The organism is Aquimarina sp. KJ22-3 (assembly GCF_055808215.1).
In genome coordinates this window covers 4,023,651-4,044,196 of sequence record NZ_CM147859.1, presented here as the reverse complement: position 1 = coordinate 4,044,196, position 20,546 = coordinate 4,023,651, and the positions used below count along the sequence as shown (strand labels likewise).

The following is a 20,546-nucleotide window of genomic DNA, read 5'->3' as shown; positions in this document are numbered from 1 at the left end:
TTTGTCCATTGTTTTTTTAATATATAGTTTGGGGTAATATCCTCAAAATTTTTGGATAAAAATCTATGAATTTGATTGCGTTTTTGTAAGTGAAAAAATGAATTTTGTTTTAATATGTAAGGTGGTTGTCTTTAAGTGAGTTGTTTTTTGTTGTTGAAATGATTGATTTGTGTTTGAAAATATAATTTTTGTAGGGGCTTTTTTTGAATGTTTTCAATTTTGAAGGCGTTTTTCATCTTTTTTTGCCCTCTTTTTTTAAATTTCATTATTTTGGGCCAATGGATGTAAAAGAATTTGTAAGAGATATTCCCGACTTTCCAAAACCTGGAATTTTATTTAAAGATATCACCCCGTTATTAGCAAATCATAAAGCTTTGGTGCATTGTGCAGATCAACTAGCAGCATTTTGCCCAGCGGATACTACAGTGGATAAAGTGATTGGTATCGAAGCCAGAGGTTTTATTATAGGAACTATGATTGCAGAACGTTTAGGAGCCGGTTTTGTACCTGTGCGCAAAAAAGGAAAGCTGCCTTACAAAGTGAAATCAAAAAGCTATGGGTTAGAATATGGAGAAGATACCTTAGAAATGCACGAGGATGCCATACAACCTGGAGAGCGTGTTTTGATTCATGACGATGTATTGGCAACTGGAGGTACGGCCGCTGCAGTTTGTCAATTGGTCAAAGAAGCCGGAGGGATTATCGTACAATGCAATTTTATTATGGAGTTGGATTTTCTGAAAGGAAGAGAGAAGCTAGAATCCGATACTGTAGCTTTGTTGCAATACTAAAAAACCTCCACCAGATCGGTGAAAGTTTTTCGTCAAACTCAATATAAAGAAGTACTACCTAATTTTTGGTAGTTGCGATTATTGCCCCATCTTTTGCTTTTTCTCCGTAAACGCTAATAGCAGTTTGCGGTTTTAGAAAATCAACCTCTGCTAACTTGTCATCTTTCGCCAAAGTATCCAATGTTTGGAAGTCTGCCTCTTTTCCATCAATGATAATTAGTTTTTCGATATTTGGATCGTCTATAAATCTGAATTTTGGACCAAATCTGGCATTGATATTAGGAATTTGTTGACCGTTGAAAAAGAAGTTTCCGTTTTCGTCTTGGTTAAAAGAAAATGATTGCTTCATCATGTCTTTGAACTTTTTCATATCAAAGCCTCGTCCATTAAAAAACAAAGAATCGTTTTCTTCATCAAAATCAAAGTTGAAAGCAAAGTTTTGTTGTTTCAAAAGGCTATCTACTGCTACCTTTGGAAAGGTAAACGTATGTTGATTGCCAAAAGAGGCGATATCAAAAGATCCCGGCTGATTGATATATAAACTGTCATTTTTGAAACCCAGTTCTATTTTAGAAATAGGTTCTGAAGAAGATGAAGAATATTGACTTTTTGAATTTCCCTTTTTTAAGGTAATGTTTAGGGTAGTAATCTCATTCTGATCATTATACTCCACTTTTTTAATGATCAATTCTATACCATTCTCAGCAAAAAATGTTTTTAAATCTTCTAATTCCTGTTCAGTGGTATTTTTGCTGATAACCGCAGTAACTTCATCTTGTACTGCTTCGGTGATGTCGGTCATGTTGTGATTTGTAGAAAATGCTGACAAGGATAGTATACCCAGTATACCCATTCCTAAAATGATCCACTTTTTCATATGATTGTCTTTTTGGTTTTTTTGATTGTGAAATACTTAATTGCTACTTTAAATACGAGAAGAGAAAGTAGCTGTTGCAGAAAAATGAAAAGCCTCAGAATTTTTGGCTATTTGATAAGCAATCTCCTTAATAGTTTATTGAATCACTCCGGATATCAATGAAATTAATTTAAACGTCTAGCGCTCTTTTGGTGACGTAAAGTCTCCAGCCAAAAATAGCGAGTTGAAATTTAGAAGCTTTGCTAAGGTCTAATCTCCTTTTTGTAAAGCTAGGTAGAATTAGTTTGTTGATTTTGGCTAGGATGGCAAATAGTTGATTTTTCATGTTGTAAAATTACAAAAAACTCACCTTTAGGAGATGAGTTTTTTGATTGAAATTATGAGATAATTTATTTATGCTCTATCAGTTAGCCAAAGATAAAATGGATGCTGGATTACTTGTTTTTGGTAATGATTTCAACCACGCCATTCTTTGCTTCTACACCAAATTTCTTTTTGGCCTTTTCACCTTTATATACATTCACTTCTTCAATATCATCTGAGTCTAAGTTTTTCATGTCTGAGGCCTCAACTTTTTTACCATCGATAAAAAATAATGGCTCTTTGCCGCCGGTATTAGTTGTAAATGCAAAGGTTTTTTTGTCATTGGTGTGTATTTTAAAAATATTATCATCGTCATCTCCGTGAATCTCTTCGGTAATAATGTTACCGTTTTTGTCCTTTTTGGTGATTATTTTGGTTTTACCACTAGTTACTATAGAAATATTATGCTCTCCATCAGAGTCTTCATCCTCGTCATAATCAATTTCTACAATTTTTTTCTTACTCTTTTTGAAGACCAAACATGAATGTTGCCATTCTCGGATTGGCTGATGTTGATTTTTTTGGTTTTACTGTTATACGTAATCGTAATCGGATTGATTGGTGCATCGTTTTCTATAGCATAATTGGCATTGCTTTTTTCTGAAGACATTTTCATTTCGATTCTTAGAATCTCTCCATCACCATTGCGTTTGATGTTAGAAAAACTGATTTTAACTGAATATTCATCTTCCAATGTTTTTTTGATACTCTCCAGATCCTGTTTAGAAGAACTTTTATTAATGATAAATTTCACTGTTTTACTATCCTTTGATATAAAATAGGTATATGAACTGTTTGTTGCTGAAGTGGTTTTTTCTTTGACTATGGTAGTGGTATTGAAACTCCATAAGAAAACACTGAGCAGAGGCAGGATCGCAAAAGTCTTTAATAAATTCTGTTTGTTTGAATCTTTTTTGTTTAGCATAACTATTCGTTTTTTGATTAATGATTGATAAAAATTGTTGACAATAGCAACGGTATTATTTGATGATACTTTGATTAAAGTAAGTTGATATTCTTTTTTGCAGGATAAATTGTTGGAAGCTTCCCGATCTGCGATAAATTCTAGATTTTGTTCCAAGCTTTTTTTATACCACCATGCTAACGGATTTGCCCATTGAAAAATGACAAAAAGGTGCCCAATTAGGGTGTCTAGAGTATGTAGTTGATGTGCATGTATCTTTTCATGAGTAATGATCATCTCTAATTCTTCCTGGGTATGTAAAGCGGGATTATAGACAATGGTATTCAAAAAGGAAAAAGGGGCGATGTCTTTTTCGACTTCAATAAGCTTGAATTTCCCTTCCTTTTGTATAGGTTGTTTGTGTATCAAACGACGTAGTGATAGTACCTGAATTAGAAAACGGATTATCATAAGAAATACTCCAACGGCATATATAGTAATCCCAACAAACCACCAATTTATAGAAGTATCTTGGGTTGGTGTGAGGTTGGTCGGTTGTATAATAGATCCTGTAGTAAGTGTAGGTTCTATATAAGTGACCGTAGTAAATTCTACAAAGGGTAGTAAAAGTGATGCGATAATCCCAGACAATAGGAAATGGCGATTGACGGAGAAAAATGTGTCTTTACGAAGTAAAATGAAATATACTCCATAAAATAAGGAGAGTAGAAAACCTACTTTAAGTGTGTAAAAGATAAAAGCTTCCATATCATTATTTTTTTTGTTCGATAACTTCTAAAATCTCTCTAAGTTCTTCGGCCGTAATTTTTTCTTCCTTGGCAAAAAAGGAAACCAGGTTCTTGTAAGAGTCATTAAAATATTCTTTCATGGCTTTGCTTACAAAACGACTGCGATATTCTTCTTTGGTAATCACAGGAAAATATTGATGTGTTTTACCAAAAGCCTTGTGGCCGACATACCCTTTATCTTGCAGATTTCGTATAATGGTAGATACCGTGTTATAATGTGCAGATGTCCCTAGTTCTGCCTGTACCTCTTTGGCAAATGCTTTTTCAAGTTTCCAAAGGGCTTTCATGATTTCTTCTTCCTTTGTTGTAAGTTTTTCCATGATGAAATTTGTTATTGGTCAAATATATAACTATAATTTTAGTTATGAAACTATTTTTTTAGTTATTTAACGAATTTTATAGTTTTCAACTAGAAATAGGCCTTCAAAGTTTCATAAAAAGTAGATGTAGAATTACCTTATCCGTTTCTTATTATCTATATTCGCATCCAAATAATAAACAATGTTTTTAAGTATACTTTATGTATTGATAGGACTTGTTCTTCTTGTAGTAGGAGGGGAGTTTCTGGTACGATCTTCGGTTGCGTTATCTTTTCGGCTAAAGCTATCAAAAATGGTTATCGGGCTTACGGTTGTCTCTTTTGCTACTTCGGCTCCGGAGTTATTGGTTAGTGTCCAGGCGGCATTAGATGGTTTATCCGATATATCATTGGGTAATGTGATTGGATCGAATATAGCAAACATTGGATTGGTATTAGGAATCACGGCTATTATTGGACCTCTTGCAATCGATAGGGATTTTTACAAATTCAATTGGCCGGTGATGGTCTTATTATCGTTTGGGTTGTATCTGGTATTAAAGAATGATGGAGTTTTGACACAACTAGAAGGATTGTTGTTTTTTGCGTCCTTATTAATTTATCTCTTTTTGCTGATCAGGAGGTCAAGAAAATTTGCGGATGCTACCCTTGAAGAAGTTGATGATTCTTTGGAGAAAACTTCAGGGTTTAAAATTGTAGTTTGGTTACTGATTGGAGGTGCAGCACTATATTTTGGATCAGAATTGTTGGTAAAAGGCGCAGAAGATATTGCATTGAGTATGGGAGTAAGTGAAGGGGTAATTGCAGTTACGTTAATTGCAGTGGGGACTAGTGTTCCCGAATTGGCGGCTTCGGTTATCGCTGCGTTAAAACAAGAAAAGGCGATTTCTTTAGGAAACCTGATTGGATCTAATATTTTTAATATCGCTTCGGTATTGGGAATCACAGCGATGATTCAACCTATCGCAGTAAAGGATGAAAGTTTAATGGGAGTCAATATCTACTGGATGTTAGGTTTTGCTTTGATTCTATTACCGTTGGCATTTGTGCCTAAAAAAATGACGCTAACACGACCAAAAGGTCTTTTGATATTTGTGGCCTATTGTATTTTTATTGCTTTGGTATTTATAAAATAAAATCTGGTTTTCTAAAAGAAGATCTTTAACAATAACAAAAAACCTCTAAGAATTTTCTTAGAGGTTTTTTTGCGTTTAACTAACGATTGGTTAGTTCATGTATGATTAAGCTAATAATGCTTCTACGTCAGCAGTTTTAACTGTTTTTACAATTCTAGCAGCAATCTTGTATGGATCTCCATTAGAAGCAGGACGACGATCTTCTAACCATCCTTTCCATCCTTTTTCTACAGTGATGATAGGAATTCTAATCGATGCTCCTCTATCAGATACTCCATAAGAGAATTCGTGGATAGATTGTGTTTCGTGCTCTCCTGTTAATCTCTGATCATTGAACTCACCATATACTGCGATGTGTTCTTTTGCTACTGGTCTGAACGCTTCACAAATCGTTTCGTATACCTCTTTAGAACCACAAGTTCTTAAAACTTCATTAGAGAAGTTAGCGTGCATACCAGAACCATTCCAGTCACCTTTAATTGGTTTTGGGTGATATTCAATATAATATCCATACTTTTCAGTAAGACGATCTAATAAATAACGAGCTACCCAAATCTCATCTCCAGCTTTTTTAGCTCCTTTAGAGAATAATTGGAATTCCCACTGTCCACTAGCAACCTCTTGGTTGATTCCTTCAAAGTTAAGTCCAGCATCAATACAAAGGTCTGCATGCTCCTCAACAAAATCTCTACCGTGTGTGTTTTTACCACCTACAGAACAGTAGTACATCCCTTGAGGACCAGGATAACCACCAACAGGGAATCCTAAAGGTAGTTGAGTGTTTTTGTCCATGATAAAGTATTCTTGCTCAAAACCAAACCAGAAATCGTTATCATCATCATCAATTGTTGCTCTTGCATTAGATTCGTGTGGCGTACCGTCAGCATTTAAAACTTCTGTCATTACTAGGTATCCATTTCTTCTTGTTGGATCTGGATAGATAGCTACTGGCTTTAATAAACAGTCAGAAGATCCACCTTCTGCTTGTTTTGTAGAACTACCATCAAAAGACCATACTGGACAATCTTCAAGCTTCCCGCTAAAGTTATCTTCAATCTTTGTTTTACTTCTTAGATTAGCAGTTGGCTTATATCCATCCAACCAAATGTATTCTAATTTAGACTTGCTCATAATTAACACTTTATAAATTGAACTCTTAAGTCGCCAAAATTAATCTAACTTTTTGTATAACCAAAAAAAATAGGGGTGATATGATTAAATTTATTCATATTTTTATTAACACCCTACTTTTTTAGGGGGTATTTTAAATTAAATTCATTTTTTGAATTATTTATTTTTCATTTTGGCAATAGAAAGTTGTTTTATATTTGTACCAAAACTTACACTAATATGTCTACACTTAGATTTCAAGCTTTAAAAGAAGCGATGCTTCATCGTTCTTTGAAGGTTACAGAAAACGAACGCAGATCCGTATTGTTTGGGGAAAACGTATTTAACCAAACAACCATGTTACAGAGTTTAACCAAAGATGCTTATAGCAGTGTTATGGATGCGATCGAGAATGGTTCTAAAATCGACCGTAGAATAGCTGATCAGATCGCTTCTTCTATGAAAGACTGGGCTTTGGCCAAAGGAGTTACTCATTATACACATTGGTTTCAACCACTTACTGGAGCCACCGCAGAAAAGCACGATGCTTTTTTTGAGCCTCTTGATAATGGACAAGCTATAGAAAAATTTGGAGGAGGGCAATTGGTACAGCAAGAACCTGATGCTTCTTCTTTTCCGCATGGGGGGATTCGAAACACCTTTGAAGCCAGAGGGTATACGGCTTGGGATCCAACCTCGCCTGCATTTATCTACGATACTACCTTGTGTATTCCTACAGTCTTTGTTGCGTACACAGGAGAGGCATTAGATTATAAGACTCCATTGCTACGGGCTTTACAATCCGTAGATCAAGCAGCAACTGCTGTTGCCAAGTATTTTGATAAAAACGTAAAAAAAGTAAATGCTTCTTTAGGATGGGAGCAGGAGTATTTTTTGATCGATTCGGCTCTTGCAGCATCAAGACCGGATATCGTAATGACAGGTAGGACCCTGCTTGGGCACTCATCTGCAAAAGGACAACAGTTAGACGATCATTATTTTGGAAGCATTCCTACCCGTGCCTTAAATTTTATGAAGGATCTCGAAGTAGAATGCATGTTGTTAGGAATTCCGGTAAAAACCAGGCACAACGAAGTAGCGCCAAATCAGTTTGAACTAGCTCCGGTATACGAGGAAACCAATTTGGCAGTAGATCATAATTCATTATTAATGGACATTATGAGCAAAGTGGCTGCCAGACATAATCTCAAAGTCTTGTTACATGAGAAGCCATTTGCCGGAGTAAATGGATCCGGGAAACATAACAATTGGTCCTTAAGCACAAACACAGGTGTAAACTTGTTGAGTCCTGGTAAGACTCCTATGAGCAACCTTCAGTTTTTAACGTTCTTTATCAACACTATAAAGGCAATCAATGACAATGAAGAACTAATGCGAGCAGGGATAGCGTCGGCCAGTAATGATCACAGATTAGGGGCTAATGAGGCTCCGCCAGCGATTATGTCTGTATTTATAGGAGAACAATTGACGGCAGTACTCAAAGAGCTGGAAGGGGTTACCGACGGTAAACTGTCACCACAGGAAAAAACGGACCTTAAGTTGAACGTGGTTGGGAAAATACCTGAGATTTTATTAGATAATACAGACCGAAACAGAACATCTCCTTTTGCATTTACAGGAAATAAATTCGAGTTTAGGGCAGTAGGGTCTAAGGCAAATTGCGCAAATCCAATGACCATCCTTAATACTATTGTGGCTAAGCAGCTAGCTGATTTTAAAATAGAGGTAGATAAATTAATTGATAAGAAAGGATTGAAAAAGGATGAAGCTGTCTTTAATGTATTAAGAGAGTATATCAAGAAATCTAAGGATATTCTTTTTGAAGGTAATGGTTATAGTGAAGAATGGGAAAGAGAAGCCAAAAAAAGAGGGTTAAGTAATAATAAAACAACACCTGAAGCTCTTAAAGCCAAAGTTTCAAAAGAAAATATTGCCCTTTTTGAAGAAATGGAGGTGATGAATGAGATAGAGGCCAAAGCACGATATGAGATAGAGATCGAAGAGTATGTAATGCGAATTCAGATTGAAGGTAGAGTGTTGGGTGATATTGCCAGAAATCATGTAATTCCTACAGGAATTCGATACCAAAATATGTTGATCAATAATGTAACAGGATTGAAGGAACTTTATGGAAAAGACTTTAAGAACTATGCCAAAGAGCAGATGGAAATTATTGAAGAAATTTCTGAGTATATCGGTAAAATCAATACGAAAGTGAATGAGATGACCGCAGAGAGAAGGAAAGCGAATAAGATTGAAGATTTGGAGAAAAAAGCCTCTGACTATTGTAATAAAGTAAAGCCATTGTTTGATCAAATCCGATACAATTGTGATAAATTGGAGTTATTAGTAGACGATGAGTTGTGGCCGCTAACAAAATACCGTGAACTCCTGTTTACCAGGTAGGTAAGAATTAACTTACATCTTAGTTTTATGTTAAAACGGTCAGTAAAGTAAATCTGGGAAAAGTCATTGAAACTTTGGTTTTTATGACTTTTTTTTATGCATTTCGTCGAAATGTTATAGAATCCATAAAAATAGCCTTAATATTTTTCTAAATTTGTCAATGTCGAAATGTGCTACATTTTTACGCTACCCCAGCAAATCTCCCCAAGAATACCAGTGCTTTTAACATTATGTAGAAGGATTAGAATTTTCTAATCTTTTTTGTTCTTATGCATTATTGTACTTGTAAACTCATTAATCATTTTAATTATATTACGTATGAAAACAGCAATTCTTAGTCTAGCAACTTTATTAAGCTCAGCGGTAATGGTTGCCCAGTCGAATACCAGTAACGTAAGCCAAACAGGAGAAGAAAATTTGGCAAACATTACTCAGGTAGGAGATTCTAACTCTTCAATTACTTTACAAGAAGGTGTAGGGAACAATGCCGAAGCAATTCAGGGTAGCGATGCATTTAGCTCTACTCTTGGAGTTGTAGAACAAACTCAAATTGGTGATGGAAACCAAGCATTGGCTCAGCACGAAGAGCTTTTGAATGAGATTTATCAAGAGCAAATCGGAAACGGTAACTCTGCAACAGCTACTCAAAACTTAGCATTTACAGGTGGGGCTAACTTGGCAAATCAACTTCAAGAAGGAGATGGTAACCAAGCGGTAATCTCTCAAGAAGGAGCCTTTAATACAGCGTTCCAGGTACAATTAGGAGAGGAAAACAGTGCAACCTCAACTCAAGAGGGAGGTTTCAATGTTAGTGACATCAACCAAAGTGGAATCCTTAACGAAGCAACTATCGCTCAAATCGGAGATGGGAACTCTTCGCAGCAAAGTCAAGTTGGAGATTCAAACTTAGGTACTGGTGAGCAGTGGGGACCAGATAACGTATTATTACAAGATCAAGATGGTGGTGGTAACACTGCAATCTCTATCCAAGGTAGCAGCTCTTTCGAATCAAGAGGAGGAGAAGTTCAGCAAATCCAAATAGGAGATGAAAACTTTGCGTTTGCTAACCAAGAAGAAGATAACAACAGAGCGCTTCAAGGACAGTTAGGAGAGTCAAACAGTGCAACTATCTCTCAAAACTTAGGATCTTTTGGTGGAGATAACTTTGCTATCCAACAACAATTAGGAAACAGAAACGTTGCTGACGCTTCTCAAAACGGAACTTCAAATGCTTCTGATCAATTACAAAGCGGAGATGAAAATACTGCTTCTGTAACACAATCAGGAGAAAATAACGTAGCGATCCAAAACCAAGACGGATTTGGAAACAACGCTGTAGCAGAGCAAGGTGGTTTCTTCTTTACTTCTAGAGGAGGGGTAATCAACCAAACTCAGTCTGGAGAAGGAAACGACGCATTTGCAAGACACGAAGAGGATAACAATACTATCGTTCAGAACCAAACGGGAGCTGGAAACAGTGCTTCTGCAACTCAAAACATCTTAACTTTTGGTGGAGAAAACGTAACTGACCAATTCCAGTTCGGAAGCGGAAACGTAGCAGAATCTTCTCAAGAAGCTGGTTTAGGAGAAGCTGGTGAAGGAAACTTAGTGATCCACTTCCAGTTCGGAGACGAGAATATCGCTATCTCTGACCAAAACGGTGCAACAAATACAAGTGATATCTTCCAATTTGGAAACGGTAACTTAGCTAACGATACTCAAACTGGACTAGGAAATAACACTTTCGTAACTCAATTAGGAGATCTTAACGCAAGTACAATCATCCAAACAGGAGCTGGTAACTCTGCGGTTGTTACGCAAAACGGACTACAATAGAAAAGTCACTATAATTTTATACCTTAGAGGAGTTATGCTTAAATTAGCATAACTCTTCTGTGGGTATTTAATGCTATAAAGAAATGAAGACAAATATTCTTTTAACGTTTGTTGCTTTTTTGTGTTTAGGAACATCTTTGACATTTGCTCAAGAAGCTGATGAGGAAGAGGTTCTGGTTACAGATCAAGACAAGTTTATAACGTTATCCCAAATAAATGCGATTACTCCGCAAACGAGCTCTTCGGTTGCTAACGGGACAAACGCAGTGTTTATTCAGCAAATTGGGACGGATAACGTGGTGCTTGCAAATATCGCAGCCGAGTCTTCTGATATTAAAATTTTCCAACAAGGAAATGAAAATAGTGTAGCTATAGAAGAAACCGCTAGAGAAATCGAAAAACAAATCACACAATTAGGAAATAATAATTCTGTGGTTGATTTTTCTTTTAATCCAGATACAGCGACCAATCTTGAACTTGTTCAGGATGGTAACAATCTTATTTTTGAGCGTTTTGGTACGAATGAACTGTCTAAAAACTTGAAGTTTAGAATGACAGGAGATGCCAGAACTATTGTGATCAGAAGTTTCTAAAAAATATAGAGCAATCGATTAGCTATGAAACCATTGGTGTTTTTGTTGTTTTTGATGATCGTTCAGGTTTCTGTAGGTCAATTTACGAACACCGATGTAGTAGCAAAGATTAAACCTAAAGAAGTAGACGGGGCTGTTTCTCTTACAGGAACAGCCACCAATACTTCTGAAGTGTATAAGAGCTTGAGTTATACGATGACTGTCTTCAGAACAGATGATCAAAATAACTTAACCAAAAATAGTCAGCAAGGAAGATTTACATTGGAAGCCAATGAAGCTAAAGATTTATCAGTTACAACCGTAAATGCGGATGACACAGATAAAATTGTAGTGCTGTTGTTGATTTATGAAGAAGAAAAAATCATTGGAAAAGACCGTGTGGCATTCAATGAAAAAATTGAAAAAAAGCCGGAACCTGTAGAAGAATCTTCTGATGATGGGATAGAACTCAAAGGAATTGTCATCGAAGAAACCAAAACAAAACCAGGAAGAGACTTCTATGAATTCTTTTATAATTCGTACACTTTAAATCAAATCAATGGTAGCAAGATAGTGGGAGTTTACGAAACCTTAAGCTTTGGTAGAACCACTATACTAAGGGTAAAGATCGAAGACAATGTAATTCATCAATTTATTAGTAAACCGGATTTAGAATATTTAGAACAAATGTCAAAAGTGGCAATTAGAAAAGTGTTTAAGTATTTTAAGGACCTCAAAAAACAAAAAAAGGAGATCTTTCAGTATTAATAAAATTGAATAAATTGTAGTGTCAAATACAATAGGTAATTAGTTTATACCTATTTTAGCAGTCAGAAGTTTTAGGGTAGCTGAAAAAATTACAAAACAAACACATGAAATCATTTATAATAACCCTGGTTCTTATATTTTCGGTCTGTAGCTTTTCTTTTGGGCAGGAATTAGTGTATCGTCCAATAAATCCTGCTTTTGGAGGCGATACCTTTAACTATCAATGGTTACTCAGTTCTGCAGAAGCTCAGAATACCTTTACAGACGATGAAGCTTCGGGAGATGATAGATCAGACTTAGAACGATTTACCGAAAACCTAAATAGTCAATTACTCAATCAGATTTCTAGAACCCTATTTAACCAACAGTTTGGTCAAGACGGGCTTACCGAGGGTACTTTTAGCTTTGGGACACTCTTTATAGAAATTTTTCCTTCGGCTGAAGGGTTGGTCATCAATATATTAGATACCAGTACAGGAGACCAATCCCAAGTTATAATTCCTAATTAATAATTAATGTACATTAGATTTAATAGAATACTCGCAATCATTGCTTGCGTACTTTTACTATCGGGATGCGGAACTTATTTTAATCAGCCTATTACCGTAGAAAATGCCAGAATTGGAGAAGATTCAGATGTAAGTAAAACACTAAGAGCACTTCCATCTCCAAAAGAACCAGTAGTAGTTGGGGTGTATAAGTTTAGAGATCAAACAGGGCAATACAAACCTACAGAAGCTGGTAGTACATTTAGTACAGCGGTTACTCAGGGGGCGACTACAATTTTGATAAAAGCATTAGAAGATTCTAAATGGTTTGTGCCTATCGAACGTGAAAACCTTAGTAATCTACTCAACGAACGAAATATCATTCGTTCCACAAGAAAAGAATACCGAAAATCAAAAAATCCTAACGAACCACAGTTACCTCCCTTGCTATATGCAGGAATTATTCTAGAAGGTGGAATTGTCTCTTACGATACCAACATCATTACAGGAGGGTTGGGAGCTAGATATTTCGGAGTGGGTGCATCTACCCAATATCGACAAGATCGAATCACTGTGTATCTTAGAGCCGTTTCTACTTCTAGCGGAAAGATTTTAAAAACAGTGTATGTATCCAAAACAATTTTATCTCAGGCCTTAGACGCTAATTTTTTCAGGTATGTGCGCTTTAGAAGATTGTTAGAAGCCGAAACCGGATTTACCAAAAATGAACCTGCACAGTTGGCGGTTTCTGAAGCCATAGAAAAAGCAGTTGAAGCCCTAATTATAGAAGGAATCGAAGATAAACTCTGGGCAGTAAATGCCAATCAAGAAACAGTTAACAATCTGGTTCAGGAGTATGAAGCAGAAAAAGATGAAGCTCAAAATACAGGACTGTACGACCGATACTTTAAAGAACGAAGAGGCAAGAAATCTGTATATCTACAAGGAGGGGGAGCATTAATCCGAGGAGATTATAACAATGCAGAATTATCCTACTCCGTAAAAGCTGGTGGGCGATGGTATTTTAATCCCTATCTTAATATCCATGCCAATATCAGTAAGTTTGAGTTGAACAATCAAAATGCATTTTCAGAAGGATTTAATGCAGTAGATTTGAATACAGAGCTAACCTTACTACCCTTTGAAAAGCTATCACCATTTTTCTTCGGAGGAATAGGAAATGTAAATAGCGATAGTTTTGATAGAACATTTTTCAAATTACAATATGGAGGAGGAATCGAATATTTGATTTCAGATAACATAGGACTCCTGGCCAATGCTACTCATAATGTATTGCTTGGAGATAAATTGGATAATATTGCTCAAGGAAAAAGAGATGATCAATACTTTAATTTCTCTTTAGGATTAAACTGGTATTTCGACAATCCAATTAAAATGAATAAGGATGCGCGAAGAGCCAAAAAAATCGAAGAAAAAGAGTTGTATAACTTAAGGCAAAGAAATAGAAAAGTTAGAAAACAACGATCTTCTACCAACTAGTAGATGTGTTTTATCAGTTGTGCTGATTGCTTAGAATTAAAAAAAGAACAAAGTGAAAGGATTTATCTATAAAATAATAGTAATCGTATTGGTTTTTTCTGCAGTTTCCTGTAGTGAAGATACTATTGATGTAGCAGGTTTAGGAACGGTAAGAGGAAGAGTGGTACGATCAGGTTCTAATGAACCTCTGGAAAATGTAAAAATCTCTACGAATCCAGGAACCAGTACTGTGTTTACGAATGTAGAAGGGTTTTATGTTTTAGAAAATGTTCCGGCTGGTGATTACTCTCTAACTGCGGAGCGCGAAGGTTTGTTAGCTTCTTTTGAAGGAATTACTGTGATTGCAGATGCAGCCTTGGAAGTTGTTTTTGAGATGGATACTGAAACGGCAGGGAATCGACCTCCTAATGCGCCGGTACTACTAACACCGGCTGATAATGCCGAAGATGTGCCTGTAGAAATAGAATTAGTTTGGAGTATTAGTGATCCCGATGATGATGAGCTTACCTTTACCGTGACTCTGCGCAATGAAGATGATTCTAACGTAGAGGTGTTCGAAAATATTACAGATACCACATTTACGCTTTCTAATTTGTCTTTCAGTACAAAATATTTTTGGCAAGTAACGGCAAGTGATGATATTAATGACCCTGTAAATAGTCCTACTTTCGCTTTTGAAACCGCAGGTCCTCCAAATAATAGAATTGTATATACTCGATTAGTCAATGGGAACAGTGTGATTTATTCTGCGGATGAGAATGGTGAAACCGAAATTGCGCTTACAACTACTTCAAAAAATAGTTTTAGACCCAGAAGAAATGTGGCCACAGGTAAAATTGCATTTTTACAATCTGTAGGTTCGCAAACTCATTTGTTCATTATGAATGAAGATGGTTCCGATGTGCAGCAGGTTACTTCGCAGATAGGAGTAGCAGGATTTAACCTCGAAGAAATAGATTTCTCTTGGGATGCTAATGGGTCTAAATTGTTGTTCCCGAATCAGGATAAGTTGTATTCTATTAATACAACAGGAAGTGGATTGGTATTGGTGTATCAAACCACCAATGGTAATTTGATTACAGAAGTAGACAAAAACGAAAACACTGGGATCATAGCCTTGAAGACAAATAATCTTGATGGGTACGAAGTAGAAATCTTCACGATCAACACTGCTGGAGTAGTACAAGCAACCGTTTTAACGGGTGTAACAGGTGCTGCAGGAGGAATCAATTTGTCTGTTGATGGATCCAGATTGTTGTATACCAGAGATGTTTCAGGTGTAGAAAACACTAATTATAGAAGGCTTAATTCGAGCATGTTTATCCATAGTTTTGGAGGAGATCCATTGGTAAACCTTTCAACAGATAAACCTTCAGGAACCAACGATTTGGATGCAAGGTTCTCGCCAAATGAAGCTTCAGTGATATATGTGAATACTTCTAATGATGGTATATCTGCTAATAATATTCAGACGTTATTGATTTCTGATCTGGATAATAGAAATACACTTATCGAGAATGCTGCTATGCCCGATTGGGAATAGTCAGTTGTCCTTGAATAAATAGAGGTTTGAAAGAAGCAGTTTTTCGTTTACAATAAATCACTACTTCCTATTCGTTATTAGTGATTAATTCAATTATCTTTGCGCTTTAATTTTAATGACTATGAGCCAAGAAGTAAGTAAGCGATATGCTCAACGAGGTGTTTCTGCAGCAAAAGAAGATGTACACAGCGCTATCAAAAATATAGACAAGGGACTTTTCCCTAAAGCGTTCTGTAAAATTGTACCTGATTATCTTACTAGTGATGAGGAGTACTGCTTGATTATGCACGCCGACGGAGCTGGTACCAAATCTTCTTTGGCTTATATGTATTGGAAAGAAACAGGAGATCTTTCTGTTTGGAAAGGTATTGCACAAGATGCACTAATCATGAATATCGATGACTTGTTATGTGTTGGTGCTACAGATAATATTGTGTTGTCCTCTACCATCGGGAGGAATAAAAATTTGATCCCCGGAGAAGTCATTTCTGCAATTATTAATGGTACCGAAGAGTTGCTTGAAGAACTCAAGTCCTTTGGAGTGCAAATTCACTCTACTGGAGGTGAAACTGCCGATGTTGGAGATTTGGTAAGAACGATTATTGTGGATTCTACCGTTACTGCTCGAATGAAACGTAAAGATGTAATCGACAATGCTAACATTCAAGAAGGAGATGTTATTGTTGGTTTAGCTTCTTTTGGACAAGCTACTTACGAAAAAGAGTATAACGGTGGGATGGGAAGTAATGGTTTAACCTCCGCCAGACACGATGTGTTTTCGAAAATTCTGGCAGAAACATATCCAGAAAGTTTTGATCCGTCAGTACCTTCAGACCTGGTGTATTCTGGTAAGACCAAACTTACTGATTCGGTCGAAGGTTCTCCAATTGATGCAGGTAAATTAGTGCTTTCACCAACCAGGACTTATGCACCAATTATCAAAAAGATTTTAGAGAAATTTGATAGTACAAACATTCATGGTATGGTACATTGTAGTGGAGGTGCGCAAACCAAAATCTTACATTTCGTAGATCATCTTCATATCATCAAAGATAATCTGTTTGATACACCACCACTATTTCGATTAATTCAGGAAAACTCAGGAACAGACTGGAAAGAAATGTACCAGGTGTTCAATATGGGACATAGAATGGAATTATATGTATCTCCAGATATAGCCGAAGAAATTATTGCCATCTCAAAGAGTTTTAATGTAGATGCCCAAATTGTGGGTAGAGTAGAAGCTTCGGAAGAGAAAAAGCTAACTATCAAAAGCGAATACGGCACCTATAATTACAACTAATCTGATATCATCGAATTAGTATATTTTTTCCTTAACAATTCGAGTTTTGGGTGAATGTATCTCTTGCAGAAGGGTTTTTCAGGGTTCTTGCTGTAATATTGGACAAACTCCTCTGACGAAGAAACAAAATCGTTGAAGGGCAATACCAAAGTAATGATAGGAAGCTCGAAATCACTTTGCAGATCTTTTAAGATATGTTGTATTTCTTCTTTTTTAGACGCTTCAAAATAGTAAATAGCACTTCTGTATTTCTTTCTAAAACTATGGTTTGAAGTACTTTTGTGGGTGTGTAGATGAATTTCTATTAGATCTTGTAACCGTATGATATCAGGATCATAGTGGACAATAACAGCTTCAGAATAGGCTTCGAATTCATCAAAACTACTGATGTAGCCTTGTTCTACACTTGTAACACCACGCAACGCATCAAAAACAGCTTCGGTACACCAATGGCATCCTCCACCTAGTCCTATCTTTTCTAATTTCATAGCATATAAAATTAATGCTTTTGTAGAAATGTATAAAAACAGTTTTGATAAGATACGTTACGTGGTTGAGTAAGTCCAGATTTCAGATTAAGATTTCAATTCCTGATCCAGTTTTTTGGTTTGTTCCTCTTCCGAAACGTTCTGTTGTTTTTGTTCAACTAGTTCTATGATATTATCACTATTGAACTTTCCCTGTTTCTTTTGGAAGAAAATAGGTGCAGGAACCATGGCGGCCATGATGATTAATGTAATTAATAGTATTCTTCTGAGTATTCTTTTTAATCTGCTCATTTTATGAATAGGTAATGACCCCTCGAAAACACAAAGGGTGCTGGGTTTTAAAAAATAAATGAATGTCCTAGGCTGTGAGTGTTAGGAATACAACACTAAGCCGTGATACAATGAGCAGAATCTTCGTCAGGAAATACTTGTGGTGTACTAAAATTAATTTTCTTTCTAAGCGATAATGCTAGATGAGGTGTGTGCTTCTTAAGAAATTTGTGAGTAACAGATGCATGCATATCAGACAAATCGAGAAGTGATTGCTGTATATGAATTGTAGAACGCTGGATTTCTTTGGATTGTACAGCCTTTTCAAAACGAATAGTTCTTTTCGTATCTGTTGCTGTAACAGTGAGTAATTCAATTTCCACCCTTTTGGTTTGAGGAGGGGTGTACTGCGAATACCCACCAAAACTAAAAATAGCAGCAAAAAGAAAAAACCACTTGATTATCGGAAAGTTTTGATATGTACTTGTTCCGTTTTGTTTCATGACACATTAAAAATACAACTTTTAGAAGAAAACCATGGTTAGAATGAAAGTAGAGTATAGGCTTTTCTTCAAAAAAGCTTACTTTTGTATATTCTACAGATTAGGACAATTTACGATGATTGATAAATTAAATATAGTTAAGCAGCGATTTGATGAAGTGAGTGATTTGATCATTCAGCCGGATATCATTGCGGATCAAAAGAGATATATTAAGTTAAACAAAGAATATAAGGATCTAAAAGCCTTGATGGATGAGAGAGATCGTTATATCGAATTGACAAATAACTTGAAGGAAGCCGAAGAAATTATTTCAGACGGTAGCGATGCCGAAATGGTAGAAATGGCCAAAATGCAGCTAGAAGAGGCAAAAGAAGAGCTTCCGTCTCTTGAGGAGAAAATCAGATTTATGTTGGTGCCCAAGGATCCCGAAGATGCCAAAAACTGTGTGGTTGAAATTCGTGCAGGAACGGGTGGAGATGAAGCAAGTATTTTTGCAGGAGACCTGTTTAGAATGTATACCAAGTATTGCGAAGGTAAAGGCTGGAGTACTAGTGTGGTAGATCTTAATGAAGGAACCAGTGGAGGATATAAAGAAATCATTTTTGAAGTAAACGGTGAAGATGCCTACGGTACCATGAAGTTTGAAGCTGGAGTGCATCGTGTACAACGTGTGCCACAAACCGAGACCCAAGGTCGAGTACATACCAGTGCTGCAACGGTTATGGTGCTTCCTGAAGCTGAAGAGTTCGATGTAGAATTAGATATGACCGAAGTGCGAATCGAGAGAACCACTTCTACAGGTCCAGGAGGACAGTCAGTAAATACTACTTACTCTGCAATTAAACTGCATCATGAACCTACAGGTATGATTGTGAGTTGTCAGGATCAAAAGTCCTCTCATAAAAACCTGGAAAAAGCGCTGAAAGTATTACGTTCTAGATTATATGAGTTAGAATTGGCTAAGAAACAAGCGGCAGACTCAGAGAAACGTAAGAGTATGGTATCATCTGGAGATAGATCTGCAAAGATTAGAACCTATAATTACCCGCAAGGTAGGGTGACCGATCACAGAATCGGACTAACCCTGTATGATTTAGGGAATATTATTGATGGCGATATCCAAAAAATTATAGACGAATTACAGTTGGTAGAAAATACCGAGAAACTGAAGGAATCAAACGAAGTTTTCTAGCCAGAGTTTCTTTTCTTATAACAACATAGGTGTTTCAAATTTGAAGCACCTTTTTTATGCTTGTTTATCAATAGTATTGGTAAGATCCGAAAGGATCAAATGTGTCGTTGGTTCTCCGTATGAAATGAGTTGGTCAATAAATTTCTGCAAATGAATTTGATCTACAAGTATCGCCTTTAGAAAAATGTTATAGTTACCTGTAACTCTATATATTTCCTTGATTTCGGATAAAGAATCCCATTCTTTGGTAAATGGATCCAGTTTACCGCTATGCAGTTTTAGCATGATAAAAACTTCTAATCCGTATCCTAGTTTGGCATAGTCAAGAGTTATTCCATATTTTTTTATGATTCCTTCGTCCTCCATTTTTTTAATACGCTCTCTTACAGAAGAAGGTGATAACCCTATTGTATTCCCTAACTCTACATAACTAACTTTAGAGTTTTTAATCAATACATCGATTATTTTTAAATCTAATTGATCTGCCATTGAATTTTTGGTTTTTTGTAAAATTACAATTTTTTAAATGGCAAATATGTTTTAATTCAATTGATTCTTTTTCTTGATATCTGCCTCAAGAAGTACTTTTGATCCATGGATATTTTTGTACTTATTTTGGCTGTGGGCATCTTTGTAGGTTTTTTTGTTCAGACTATTCTTGGGTTTGGAGGTGCGTTGGTCGCTTTGCCGATATTACTATTCGCGATGCCAGTACCAGAAGCTATAGCATACATTTCCATTTTTTATGTGTTCTCCAGTTTGTATTTAATGCGAAAAGAATGGGAGCATATAGATAAAAACCTGCTAAAGAAAATGACAGTGTCTTCATTGATAGGGGTTGCTATTGGTGTTATACTGTTAAGTTTTGCGAAACCGTTACTATTAAAAAAAGCACTAGGGTTATTTATTATTCTGTATGTTATTTATAAGTTAAAGGCTAATACCTCATTCAGATTATCTAATAGTTTCCAATTTGTGTTCAGCTTATTAGGAGGTTTTTTCTCTGGGCTGTTTTCTACAGGAGGGCCTTTATATGTAGTTGTGGTAAATGCATCTACACCTACTGTTCATACTTTTAGAGCAACGATGTTTGGTATTTTGGCATTAGTAACCTTTGCAAGAATCCCTTTGCTGATAGCTGGAGGGATATTGCATATAGAGCAATTTAAATATACCTTAATGACACTTCCTTTCTTTGCGATGTCGCTATTTTTAGGAAAATGGGTATATAAGGTGATCAACAAGGAGTTTTTGAGCAAAATGATTATGCTCATTCTTTTGTTGTCTGGTATTGTGTTGTTGATCAAATAAAATTCCTGGTTAGAATATTATTACGGATTTTTGTTT

22 protein-coding genes are annotated in these 20,546 nt (G+C 36.1%); 12 read left to right on the top strand and 10 right to left on the bottom strand.

Annotated features, from left to right (window positions below; genetic code table 11):
• The first annotated feature begins 278 nt into the window (after nucleotides 1-278).
• On the top strand, nucleotides 279-791 hold the full coding sequence (locus AC0L3Q_RS18675) for an adenine phosphoribosyltransferase (RefSeq protein WP_473281859.1): 513 nt from the start codon (nucleotides 279-281) through the stop codon (nucleotides 789-791).
• 58 nt (nucleotides 792-849) lie between these two features.
• On the opposite strand, the gene AC0L3Q_RS18670 is transcribed toward AC0L3Q_RS18675, so the two are convergent.
• From AC0L3Q_RS18670 to AC0L3Q_RS18650, 5 genes are all read right to left on the bottom strand, one after another.
• On the bottom strand, nucleotides 850-1,668 hold the full coding sequence (locus tag AC0L3Q_RS18670) for a hypothetical protein (protein WP_473281857.1): 819 nt from the start codon (nucleotides 1,666-1,668) through the stop codon (nucleotides 850-852).
• A 169-nt stretch (nucleotides 1,669-1,837) separates the two neighbouring features.
• Nucleotides 1,838-1,993, bottom strand: coding sequence for an SsrA-binding protein (locus tag AC0L3Q_RS18665; RefSeq protein WP_473281855.1), 156 nt, complete (start codon nucleotides 1,991-1,993; stop codon nucleotides 1,838-1,840).
• Between the two features lie 109 nt (nucleotides 1,994-2,102).
• Nucleotides 2,103-2,510 carry a hypothetical protein gene (locus AC0L3Q_RS18660; protein WP_473281853.1) on the bottom strand — a complete coding sequence of 136 codons (408 nt, stop codon included), beginning with the start codon at nucleotides 2,508-2,510 and terminating at the stop codon, nucleotides 2,103-2,105.
• Nucleotides 2,477-3,703, bottom strand: a complete 1,227-nt coding sequence (locus tag AC0L3Q_RS18655) for a M56 family metallopeptidase (protein ID WP_473281851.1) — start codon at nucleotides 3,701-3,703, stop codon at nucleotides 2,477-2,479. The genes AC0L3Q_RS18660 and AC0L3Q_RS18655 overlap by 34 nt, the downstream gene beginning before the upstream one ends.
• Nucleotides 3,704-3,707: 4 nt before the next feature.
• Nucleotides 3,708-4,064: a BlaI/MecI/CopY family transcriptional regulator gene (locus AC0L3Q_RS18650; protein ID WP_073317215.1), complete on the bottom strand. Its 357-nt coding sequence runs from the start codon at nucleotides 4,062-4,064 to the stop codon at nucleotides 3,708-3,710.
• A gap of 181 nt (nucleotides 4,065-4,245) precedes the next feature.
• Here AC0L3Q_RS18650 and AC0L3Q_RS18645 point away from each other — a divergent pair, with 181 nt between their 5' ends.
• Nucleotides 4,246-5,199 carry a calcium/sodium antiporter gene (locus tag AC0L3Q_RS18645; protein WP_073317218.1) on the top strand — a complete coding sequence of 318 codons (954 nt, stop codon included), beginning with the start codon at nucleotides 4,246-4,248 and terminating at the stop codon, nucleotides 5,197-5,199.
• 105 nt (nucleotides 5,200-5,304) lie between these two features.
• Here the strand turns inward: AC0L3Q_RS18645 and AC0L3Q_RS18640 are convergent, their stop codons facing one another.
• Complete coding sequence (locus tag AC0L3Q_RS18640; protein ID WP_473281849.1) at nucleotides 5,305-6,330, bottom strand: glutamine synthetase beta-grasp domain-containing protein; 1,026 nt, start codon at nucleotides 6,328-6,330, stop codon at nucleotides 5,305-5,307.
• A 219-nt stretch (nucleotides 6,331-6,549) separates the two neighbouring features.
• Between AC0L3Q_RS18640 and AC0L3Q_RS18635 the strand changes: the two genes are divergently transcribed.
• The 8 genes from AC0L3Q_RS18635 (at nucleotide 6,550) to AC0L3Q_RS18600 (ending at nucleotide 16,746) form a co-directional block, all read left to right on the top strand.
• On the top strand, nucleotides 6,550-8,736 hold the full coding sequence (locus tag AC0L3Q_RS18635) for a glutamine synthetase III family protein (protein WP_473281847.1): 2,187 nt from the start codon (nucleotides 6,550-6,552) through the stop codon (nucleotides 8,734-8,736).
• Between the two features lie 318 nt (nucleotides 8,737-9,054).
• Entirely contained in the window at nucleotides 9,055-10,572 is a 1,518-nt protein-coding gene (locus AC0L3Q_RS18630; protein WP_473281845.1) for a hypothetical protein, read from the top strand.
• An 83-nt stretch (nucleotides 10,573-10,655) separates the two neighbouring features.
• On the top strand, nucleotides 10,656-11,165 hold the full coding sequence (locus AC0L3Q_RS18625) for a hypothetical protein (protein WP_473281843.1): 510 nt from the start codon (nucleotides 10,656-10,658) through the stop codon (nucleotides 11,163-11,165).
• Nucleotides 11,166-11,189: 24 nt separating this feature from the next.
• On the top strand, nucleotides 11,190-11,912 hold the full coding sequence (locus AC0L3Q_RS18620) for a CsgE family curli-type amyloid fiber assembly protein (protein ID WP_473281841.1): 723 nt from the start codon (nucleotides 11,190-11,192) through the stop codon (nucleotides 11,910-11,912).
• A 104-nt stretch (nucleotides 11,913-12,016) separates the two neighbouring features.
• Nucleotides 12,017-12,421 carry a curli production assembly/transport component CsgF gene (locus AC0L3Q_RS18615; RefSeq protein ID WP_473281839.1) on the top strand — a complete coding sequence of 135 codons (405 nt, stop codon included), beginning with the start codon at nucleotides 12,017-12,019 and terminating at the stop codon, nucleotides 12,419-12,421.
• A 6-nt stretch (nucleotides 12,422-12,427) separates the two neighbouring features.
• Nucleotides 12,428-13,900, top strand: coding sequence for a CsgG/HfaB family protein (locus AC0L3Q_RS18610; RefSeq protein WP_473281837.1), 1,473 nt, complete (start codon nucleotides 12,428-12,430; stop codon nucleotides 13,898-13,900).
• Between the two features lie 52 nt (nucleotides 13,901-13,952).
• Nucleotides 13,953-15,443 (top strand): carboxypeptidase regulatory-like domain-containing protein, encoded by a 1,491-nt coding sequence (locus AC0L3Q_RS18605; protein ID WP_473281835.1) that lies wholly within the window; start codon nucleotides 13,953-13,955, stop codon nucleotides 15,441-15,443.
• A 121-nt stretch (nucleotides 15,444-15,564) separates the two neighbouring features.
• Nucleotides 15,565-16,746 (top strand): AIR synthase related protein, encoded by a 1,182-nt coding sequence (locus AC0L3Q_RS18600; protein ID WP_473281833.1) that lies wholly within the window; start codon nucleotides 15,565-15,567, stop codon nucleotides 16,744-16,746.
• On the opposite strand, the gene AC0L3Q_RS18595 is transcribed toward AC0L3Q_RS18600, so the two are convergent.
• The 3 genes from AC0L3Q_RS18595 to AC0L3Q_RS18585 form a co-directional block, all read right to left on the bottom strand.
• On the bottom strand, nucleotides 16,743-17,234 hold the full coding sequence (locus AC0L3Q_RS18595) for a peptide-methionine (S)-S-oxide reductase (RefSeq protein ID WP_473281831.1): 492 nt from the start codon (nucleotides 17,232-17,234) through the stop codon (nucleotides 16,743-16,745). The genes AC0L3Q_RS18600 and AC0L3Q_RS18595 overlap by 4 nt on opposite strands.
• A gap of 87 nt (nucleotides 17,235-17,321) precedes the next feature.
• Nucleotides 17,322-17,525, bottom strand: a complete 204-nt coding sequence (locus tag AC0L3Q_RS18590) for a hypothetical protein (RefSeq protein ID WP_473281829.1) — start codon at nucleotides 17,523-17,525, stop codon at nucleotides 17,322-17,324.
• A 95-nt stretch (nucleotides 17,526-17,620) separates the two neighbouring features.
• Nucleotides 17,621-18,007 (bottom strand): hypothetical protein, encoded by a 387-nt coding sequence (locus tag AC0L3Q_RS18585; protein WP_473281827.1) that lies wholly within the window; start codon nucleotides 18,005-18,007, stop codon nucleotides 17,621-17,623.
• 115 nt (nucleotides 18,008-18,122) lie between these two features.
• Between AC0L3Q_RS18585 and prfA the strand changes: the two genes are divergently transcribed.
• Entirely contained in the window at nucleotides 18,123-19,199 is a 1,077-nt protein-coding gene (gene prfA, locus AC0L3Q_RS18580; RefSeq protein ID WP_073317649.1) for a peptide chain release factor 1, read from the top strand.
• Nucleotides 19,200-19,253: 54 nt separating this feature from the next.
• Here the strand turns inward: prfA and AC0L3Q_RS18575 are convergent, their stop codons facing one another.
• Nucleotides 19,254-19,688, bottom strand: a complete 435-nt coding sequence (locus tag AC0L3Q_RS18575) for an Lrp/AsnC family transcriptional regulator (protein ID WP_473281825.1) — start codon at nucleotides 19,686-19,688, stop codon at nucleotides 19,254-19,256.
• 105 nt (nucleotides 19,689-19,793) lie between these two features.
• Here AC0L3Q_RS18575 and AC0L3Q_RS18570 point away from each other — a divergent pair, with 105 nt between their 5' ends.
• On the top strand, nucleotides 19,794-20,510 hold the full coding sequence (locus tag AC0L3Q_RS18570; protein WP_473281823.1) for a sulfite exporter TauE/SafE family protein: 717 nt from the start codon (nucleotides 19,794-19,796) through the stop codon (nucleotides 20,508-20,510).
• Nucleotides 20,511-20,546: the final 36 nt, after the last annotated feature.

Coding starts and splice junctions, on each gene's coding strand:
- AC0L3Q_RS18590 (WP_473281829.1), bottom strand. CDS start 17,525: ATGAGCAGATTAAAAAGAATACTCAGAAGAATACTATTAATTACATTA.
- AC0L3Q_RS18585 (WP_473281827.1), bottom strand. CDS start 18,007: ATGAAACAAAACGGAACAAGTACATATCAAAACTTTCCGATAATCAAG.
- AC0L3Q_RS18570 (WP_473281823.1), top strand. CDS start 19,794: ATGGATATTTTTGTACTTATTTTGGCTGTGGGCATCTTTGTAGGTTTT.
- AC0L3Q_RS18615 (WP_473281839.1), top strand. CDS start 12,017: ATGAAATCATTTATAATAACCCTGGTTCTTATATTTTCGGTCTGTAGC.
- AC0L3Q_RS18645 (WP_073317218.1), top strand. CDS start 4,246: ATGTTTTTAAGTATACTTTATGTATTGATAGGACTTGTTCTTCTTGTA.
- AC0L3Q_RS18665 (WP_473281855.1), bottom strand. CDS start 1,993: ATGAAAAATCAACTATTTGCCATCCTAGCCAAAATCAACAAACTAATT.
- AC0L3Q_RS18655 (WP_473281851.1), bottom strand. CDS start 3,703: ATGGAAGCTTTTATCTTTTACACACTTAAAGTAGGTTTTCTACTCTCC.
- AC0L3Q_RS18620 (WP_473281841.1), top strand. CDS start 11,190: ATGAAACCATTGGTGTTTTTGTTGTTTTTGATGATCGTTCAGGTTTCT.
- AC0L3Q_RS18625 (WP_473281843.1), top strand. CDS start 10,656: ATGAAGACAAATATTCTTTTAACGTTTGTTGCTTTTTTGTGTTTAGGA.
- AC0L3Q_RS18630 (WP_473281845.1), top strand. CDS start 9,055: ATGAAAACAGCAATTCTTAGTCTAGCAACTTTATTAAGCTCAGCGGTA.
- AC0L3Q_RS18610 (WP_473281837.1), top strand. CDS start 12,428: ATGTACATTAGATTTAATAGAATACTCGCAATCATTGCTTGCGTACTT.
- AC0L3Q_RS18575 (WP_473281825.1), bottom strand. CDS start 19,688: ATGGCAGATCAATTAGATTTAAAAATAATCGATGTATTGATTAAAAAC.
- AC0L3Q_RS18595 (WP_473281831.1), bottom strand. CDS start 17,234: ATGAAATTAGAAAAGATAGGACTAGGTGGAGGATGCCATTGGTGTACC.
- AC0L3Q_RS18600 (WP_473281833.1), top strand. CDS start 15,565: ATGAGCCAAGAAGTAAGTAAGCGATATGCTCAACGAGGTGTTTCTGCA.
- AC0L3Q_RS18640 (WP_473281849.1), bottom strand. CDS start 6,330: ATGAGCAAGTCTAAATTAGAATACATTTGGTTGGATGGATATAAGCCA.
- AC0L3Q_RS18650 (WP_073317215.1), bottom strand. CDS start 4,064: ATGGAAAAACTTACAACAAAGGAAGAAGAAATCATGAAAGCCCTTTGG.
- AC0L3Q_RS18670 (WP_473281857.1), bottom strand. CDS start 1,668: ATGAAAAAGTGGATCATTTTAGGAATGGGTATACTGGGTATACTATCC.
- AC0L3Q_RS18635 (WP_473281847.1), top strand. CDS start 6,550: ATGTCTACACTTAGATTTCAAGCTTTAAAAGAAGCGATGCTTCATCGT.
- AC0L3Q_RS18675 (WP_473281859.1), top strand. CDS start 279: ATGGATGTAAAAGAATTTGTAAGAGATATTCCCGACTTTCCAAAACCT.
- prfA (WP_073317649.1), top strand. CDS start 18,123: ATGATTGATAAATTAAATATAGTTAAGCAGCGATTTGATGAAGTGAGT.